The sequence below is a fragment of the Stenotrophomonas sp. STEN033 genome (genome assembly GCF_056856655.1).
The window spans coordinates 1-830 of the sequence record NZ_JBXFWM010000134.1; the positions used below are offsets into that span (position 1 = coordinate 1).

Sequence of the window (830 nt, forward strand, 5' to 3'; positions counted from 1 at the left end):
ACTAGGGCCTGTTAACACATTCTCAGTCCATCTGCGACAAGCACGAAGCTGATGAAGCCGAGGAACATGAGATCGAGTTTCTCGAAGCGCGAGAAGATGCGCCGGTAACCCTTGAGGCGACGAAACAGTCGCTCGACCTCATTGCGGCGCTTGTACATGGCCCGGTCGTATTCCCAAGGATCAAGGCGCTTGCTGGTCGGGGGCACGACCGGAATGAATCCCAGGTCCAGAGCAAGTTGGCGGGTTTCATTGCCTTCGTATGCCCGGTCCATGAGCAAATGAACGGGTCGGCTTGTCGCCCCGAGGCTGCTGAGCAAACGCCTGCCTTCAGGTGCGTCGTGCGCTTGTCCTGGCGAGAGGCAGAACGTCACGGCCGTTCGAGCATCCGCGGCAACCATATGAATCTTGGTGTTCCATCCGCCTCGGGACTTGCCGATGGACTGAGGGCCGTTTTTTTTAACGCTCCGGTGCCGTCTGGGTGGACCTTGATGCTGGTGGAGTCCAGCGAGACCGCCTCGATCTTGATGCGCACGACCTGGGCTCGCTGCAATACCTCGAACATGCGATCGAGTACACCGGCCTTGGTCCAGCGGTTCATGCGCGTGTAGATCGTGTGCCAGTTGCCGAACCGTTTGGGCAGTCCACGCCACTTGCAGCCATGCTCGGCCACATAGAGGATGGCGTTGACTACCTGCAGGTTGCTCAGGCTGACATTGCCGCGCTGCTTGGGCAGACAGTGCTCGATGGTGGCGAATTGCTCGGGTGTGATCTCCATGCCAGAGATTGTCCCGCGCAGTCGCAGAAATCGCCATTAGTGTTAACACGCCCTA

Annotated in this window: 1 protein-coding gene; it reads right to left on the reverse strand. The window is 58.8% G+C overall.

Going from position 1 to position 830, the window contains the following annotated elements:
• Positions 1-11: 11 nt before the first annotated feature.
• Positions 12-775, reverse strand: a protein-coding gene (locus tag AC1VXC_RS21090) for an IS5 family transposase (protein ID WP_225763973.1) whose coding sequence is annotated in 2 segments (ribosomal slippage) — positions 12-460 and positions 460-775 — 765 coding nt in all. Because the reading frame shifts where the segments join, the coding sequence is not laid out codon by codon here.
• Between the last annotated feature and the right edge of the window lie 55 nt (positions 776-830).